Source organism: Synechococcus sp. Cruz CV12-2-Slac-r (assembly GCF_024346075.1).
Taxonomy (GTDB): domain Bacteria; phylum Cyanobacteriota; class Cyanobacteriia; order PCC-6307; family Cyanobiaceae; genus Synechococcus_D.
The window spans coordinates 1-5,061 of record NZ_JAGQEK010000116.1 but is presented as its reverse complement, the minus strand read 5'-3'; the positions used below and the strand labels follow the sequence as shown (position 1 = coordinate 5,061).

Annotated in this window: 9 protein-coding genes; 5 read left to right on the top strand and 4 right to left on the bottom strand. The window is 52.3% G+C overall.

Annotated elements, in window-relative coordinates:
• Positions 1-133 precede the first annotated feature (133 nt).
• Positions 134-1,102, top strand: a complete 969-nt coding sequence (locus KB557_RS08805; protein WP_255133346.1) for a glycoside hydrolase family 38 C-terminal domain-containing protein — start codon at positions 134-136, stop codon at positions 1,100-1,102.
• 3 nt (positions 1,103-1,105) lie between these two features.
• Here KB557_RS08805 and psbN read toward each other — a convergent pair whose 3' ends face one another.
• A complete protein-coding gene (psbN, locus tag KB557_RS08800; RefSeq protein WP_255133344.1) occupies positions 1,106-1,246 on the bottom strand; it encodes a photosystem II reaction center protein PsbN in 141 nt (46 codons plus the stop codon).
• Between the two features lie 83 nt (positions 1,247-1,329).
• Here psbN and psbH point away from each other — a divergent pair, with 83 nt between their 5' ends.
• The 4 genes from psbH to KB557_RS08780 are packed head-to-tail and all read left to right on the top strand — an operon-like array spanning position 1,330 to position 2,609.
• Positions 1,330-1,530, top strand: coding sequence for a photosystem II reaction center phosphoprotein PsbH (psbH, locus tag KB557_RS08795; protein ID WP_255133342.1), 201 nt, complete (start codon positions 1,330-1,332; stop codon positions 1,528-1,530).
• A gap of 3 nt (positions 1,531-1,533) precedes the next feature.
• Entirely contained in the window at positions 1,534-1,782 is a 249-nt protein-coding gene (locus tag KB557_RS08790) for a TatA/E family twin arginine-targeting protein translocase (protein WP_255133340.1), read from the top strand.
• Positions 1,760-2,350 carry an aminoacyl-tRNA hydrolase gene (pth, locus tag KB557_RS08785; protein WP_255133338.1) on the top strand — a complete coding sequence of 197 codons (591 nt, stop codon included), beginning with the start codon at positions 1,760-1,762 and terminating at the stop codon, positions 2,348-2,350. The genes KB557_RS08790 and pth overlap by 23 nt, the downstream gene beginning before the upstream one ends.
• Before the next feature lies 1 nt (position 2,351).
• The gene (locus KB557_RS08780; RefSeq protein ID WP_255133348.1) at positions 2,352-2,609 is read left to right on the top strand and encodes a DUF3146 family protein; all 258 of its coding nucleotides are present in this window, start codon (positions 2,352-2,354) and stop codon (positions 2,607-2,609) included.
• On the opposite strand, the gene KB557_RS08775 is transcribed toward KB557_RS08780, so the two are convergent.
• From KB557_RS08775 to ntcA, 3 genes are read right to left on the bottom strand one after another with little or no spacing between them, the layout of a single operon-like run.
• Positions 2,599-3,024: a resolvase gene (locus KB557_RS08775; protein ID WP_255133336.1), complete on the bottom strand. Its 426-nt coding sequence runs from the start codon at positions 3,022-3,024 to the stop codon at positions 2,599-2,601. The genes KB557_RS08780 and KB557_RS08775 overlap by 11 nt on opposite strands.
• 6 nt (positions 3,025-3,030) lie before the next feature.
• Positions 3,031-4,215 carry a DUF3084 domain-containing protein gene (locus KB557_RS08770; RefSeq protein ID WP_255133334.1) on the bottom strand — a complete coding sequence of 395 codons (1,185 nt, stop codon included), beginning with the start codon at positions 4,213-4,215 and terminating at the stop codon, positions 3,031-3,033.
• Between the two features lie 42 nt (positions 4,216-4,257).
• Positions 4,258-4,920 (bottom strand): global nitrogen regulator NtcA, encoded by a 663-nt coding sequence (gene ntcA / locus KB557_RS08765; RefSeq protein ID WP_255133332.1) that lies wholly within the window; start codon positions 4,918-4,920, stop codon positions 4,258-4,260.
• Between the last annotated feature and the right edge of the window lie 141 nt (positions 4,921-5,061).

Sequence of the window (5,061 nt, the reverse complement as noted above, 5' to 3'; positions counted from 1 at the left end):
GCTCTTCCGATCTCAGGCAGCAAAAGCTGGTGGATGCTGGTTGCAACTGCCTTTTACTGCTGGGGTGGAACTGCAACAACTGCTGCAAAAACCCCTAGGGCCAAAGGCATTGGCAGTTCAACAGCCGGTGTGAATGGAGGAGCTGGGGGAAGGGCGCTGGATTTTGCAAAACAGCTGCGTAAAAGTGCTGCTGGGGCCCCAAGGGGTGGAACAGCTGCAGGGCTATCAAGGGGACGCCTGGGGGCCAGCGCTACTAAAAGAGCCATTGCAATGGCGCCGCTATAGCGATCGCGGTGAATTCTGGGATGCCTGGGATTTAGCGGCTGATTATCGAGAAAAGCCACTGCCGTTTAGCTGGAGTAGCGGCCCGGAATTAATTGAAGCCGGGCCACTCAGCAGCCAGTGGCGTTGGCGCGGCAATTGCGGCCAAAGCCCAATTCAGCTGCTGCTGAGGCTGCAGGCGGGCAGCGAAGTGCTGGAACTATGCCTGCAAAGCCAATGGCAGCAGCAACATGAACTGTTGCGGCTGGAGTTGCCACTGGCAAAGCCGGCTGGTTTTTGGACTGCTGATTGTTCGGCGGGGGTACAAAACCGCCCCAGCACCCCTGCCAACGCAAGAGAAGCAAGCCGGTGGGAAGCAGCTGCGATCAGCTGGCTAGCGGCAGGAACTGATGCGCATGGTTTAGCTGTGCTGCTGGATGGTCCCCAAGGGGTAAATGGCACGGCCGCAGGGCTAGGGGTTTCTTTGCTGCGGGGGCCCACTTGGCCCGATCCCAGCGCAGATCAGGGCTTACACAGAATGCGATTGGGCTTGATGCCTGCAGCCGGGGGCTGGTGGCAACAGGCGGTGCCTGCAGCCGCTGCAAAATTTCGTGAACCGCTATGGAAACGCCCCGGCGTTGCAGCTGCAATTCAGCCAGCTGAAAATCCGGAAATTCGCCAGCTCATGGCCTGGCCCGATAGGGATTTACGCCTGCTGGAATTAAAAAAAACAGCTCAAAATCAATTGCAAATCAGCGCCCAAAACCTCAGCCCATGCCGTTCTGCAGTGGCAGCACAGTTGAAACCATGGGCGATTGCTAGTTGGAATCAATCCTCATGAGCATCAATCTTCGTGATCATCAAAAGGATCAGTTAGTTGCTTGGAAGGGGGGCCAAAGGCTGTGTAAACACCAAAACCGGTTAAGGCAAGCAACACCAGCAGCACCGTGAGGGCTATCGAAATTGCAGGAGCGGTGGTTTCCATCAGCTGTTTTCTAAAAGTGCAGGTAAGGGCCTGTTGCCATTACAGTAACGAGCCCTATACCCCGCCAGAGAGGTTTTCAACCCATGGCCCAACGCACCCCCTTGGGAGATCTGCTACGCCCCCTCAATTCTGAGTACGGCAAGGTAGTGCCTGGTTGGGGCACCACTCCAGTGATGGGGGTGTTCATGGTTTTATTTCTGGTATTTCTGCTGGTGATCCTGCAGCTTTACAACCGTTCACTGCTGCTTGATGGCATCACAGTGAATTGGAATGGCATGGGTTAAACGATGAATATCTTTGGCGTTGGCCTGCCGGAGATGGCGGTAATTGCCGTTATTGGTCTGCTGGTGTTTGGCCCAAAGAAATTACCGGAATTAGGCCGCGGCCTTGGGCGCACTTTGAAAAGTTTTCAGAGTGCTTCTCAAGAATTTGAACAGGAATTCCGTAAAGCGGTTGATAGCCCGGTAGATCTGGAAACCAGCAAGCAGCTTGAATCAGCCGATGGCCCCACTGATGCTGCTAGCGGGCCTGGGTAATCCAGGCAATAACTATGCCGGCACCCGTCATAACGTTGGTTTTATGGTGCTCGACCATCTAGCAGCAGCAGCTTCAACTGGTTTTCGAGTTCAAGCCAAGTTGCATGCTGAGCTAGCAGATATCGGCCAAGGCGCGAAAAGATTGCGGCTGCTAAAACCGCAAACATTTATGAATGAAAGCGGCCGTTCAATTCGCGCCAGCCTTGATTGGTATGGCTGGAATATTGAACATTTGCTTGTGATTGTGGATGATATGGATCTACCACTGGGTAAGTTAAGGCTGAGATCTAGCGGCAGTGCTGGCGGCCATAACGGTTTACGCAGCACGATCCAACATTTAGGCAGTGAAGATTTTGCAAGGTTGCGCATCGGCATCGGCGCCCCTTTAGGAAACCCAGAAGAACGCAGAGAACGCACGGTGGGCCATGTATTAGGGGCTTTTAATAGCGCGGAGCAGGGGGTGCTGGATCAAGTGTTACGGGAGGTTTGTAGTGGAATCGAATTAATCCAAAAAGATGGCTTAGAGAAAGCTGGCAATCGCCTTAATGGTTTTAGGCCCACTGCTTGAGATGGGGAAATTAGCTTCCACTAATGCAAAGCTGCGGGTATTAAATCAAAGCTTTAGCCAGAAATTACTGGAGGGAGAAGTGGCAGCTGGGGGATTCCGTTGGGAATTTAGATGGCATTTTGATCGCGGTGAATTAGTGGTAGAACCATCGCTGGGTAGAGCCTTAATTCAAGACGCTTTATTGCGCTTCTTAGTAAAAAGTGATTATCAATTAGAACCAGGTGGCGATTATCAATTCACCGTGCGGGCTAAGTTTTAAGCAAATCTAATTGTATGCCAAGGTGAGCTTCTAGTAATACTAAAGCGGCAATATCATCCAAAGGGCGTGGCGGCAAACGTAAACCTAAAGGTAATAAACGCCATAGGCGGCGAGCTGGAAACAACTGCCAGTAGCGCCCCCTTGCGGCAAGGGTGCTGCCGGCTTCTTTCTGCAGCACAAGGTCTAAACCTGGCATTGCTTCGTGGATGGCCTGCTGCCAAGGGCCACTACCGGTGCCATCGCCTAATACCAGGCCAGCAACGCTGCAACTTTGCTGCCAATGCTGCAACCAATCCCAGCTTTCCTGGGGTGTGCACACCAAAAGATCTTGCACCTGCTGCCCGCTTATATCAGTGCGCACCAGGCCGCATTTGCTGCTGCCTGGATCAAAACCAATCCAATGACCCATATTCATTTTTTGTTATTCATCAAGATTTACCCCGCGCAATTCAACAAACACCGGATCGGCAGTATCGCTATCGCGCACAGAAACCACCTGCACTAACACCGGCCGGCGACCCCGCTGCTCGCTAAGGGCGCGACCTGCTGCTTTAAATGCTTCCACATCAAATTGAATCGCTGGCGCAAGGGAACCCTGGCGCAGGGTTTCGGTGCGGGCAGCAGCCAATAGCAAATTCAAACGGGCTTGCACCTGCTGAGGGCTGCGTTCATTGGGATCAAAACTAATGCTGGCAAGCACTTCACCTTTACTCACCACCTTTTGATTTGGGCGCACATCAGCAAAAGCCAAAACCTGGGTTTCACCGCGCAACACATTGCCGGCGGAGCGAATACTCACCACCCAGGTGGCGCCATTGCTTAATGCCTGCTCCACCTTTGCCACTTCGCTGCGGGGAATAAGCAATAACTGCCGATTCGGTTGCTGGCCGGGTAAAACCTGTTCAAATGCGCGCAGGTTTGCTTCACGTAACAGGTCTTCTGTTGCTTTTTTTACCAAGCGTTGTTGCGGTATTGCGATCCTTGCGGTGGTGAGGGCCTGACCAGTGCTGAGCACCACATCACCACTGCGCAAAGCCAGCACCTTGCCTTCTAACTGCTTTAGTTCCTGTTGCCCCAAGCTGGTGCGCTGCTGCAATACACGCAATTCAGCATCACGACTTTTTACATCTTTACCAAGCCGATCGCGCTCTTGCTCTAAAACCTTGCGGCGCGCTTGCAAAGGGGTGAGTTCAGCCCGCAACTGAATCGCTCTTGCTTGCACCTGTTGCAGCTGCTGGCGTGCTGCCGCGCGACCTTGATCTGCTCTAGCAACATCTTTACGGGCCTTATTAAGTTGCTTTTCGCTGCGGGTTAATTGAACAACACTGAAGTCAAGATTTTTACGAGCATTCGAGAGTTTTGATTCGATTTTATCGAGCTGAAATAAACCAATCCGCAGCTGTTCACTAACGGCCAGCATCAAGCCAAGGGTGAGGGCACTAATCAAACTGCCGGTTAGCACTGTGATTAATACAGCAGTGCTGCGGGGGCGCAACCGAAACAAACTCAGGCGCGCTTTACCGATGCGGCTGCCGAGGCGATCACCAATGGTGGCAAGCACTCCACCGAGCAGCAGCACCGCCAAAATCAGCAGCCAGCCGGTCACGGTGAAAGCACTAACAAGGGCACCAGTATCGCTGAAGGATGATCAGCTGAAACGTTTTGCAAGGGCAAGCGGATCAAACACAGTGATGCGTTTGCGATCGATTTCCACGAGGCCATCGTTGCGTAGATCACCAAGTAAGCGGGTAATGGTTACGCGGGTAGAACCGATTGCTTCTGCGATCGCTTGATGGGAAAGCTTGAGATCGATTGTGATCCCACGGGTGCCGGGCATTCCGAAATCACGGCATAACACCAATAAAAAGCTCACTAACCGGGAAGACATATCCCGATGGGTGAGGGTTTCGATCATGGTTTCGGTTTGCAGGATGCGAGAAGAAAGGCCTTGCAAAAGCAATAAAGCAACTCGGGCATCCTTTTCGATCGCCTGCCGCACTGAGGTGGCAGGGGCACTGATCAAATCAACACGGGTAAAAGCGATCGCGTGATAAAAACGATCGGATTTCTGGCCGGTAAGCAAAGAAAGCACGCCAAAAAGGCTGTTTTCTCGCAATAAGGCAACGGTGATTTCTTCTCCGGTTTCGTATACGCGCGATAAACGCACCGCGCCGCGTTTAAGCAGATAAACCCGTTCGGCTGGATCACCGGGGAAAAAGATTGTTTTTCCCCGCTCAACGATTTCGGAGCTAGTGCCCACCAAGCTGCGCATCACTTCTTGGATGCTGAGCTGTGGAGTTGAAACAACCATTAAGCCTTGCTCCAATCAGCAAAACCTATATAGGCAGGGATTAATGCCTGGTAGCGGTTAACACCAAATATTGCACAGTACAAATGTTTGCACTATCTGTGGTGTTTAAAGCTTGTGCAAGAACGTTTCACCGCTACATTC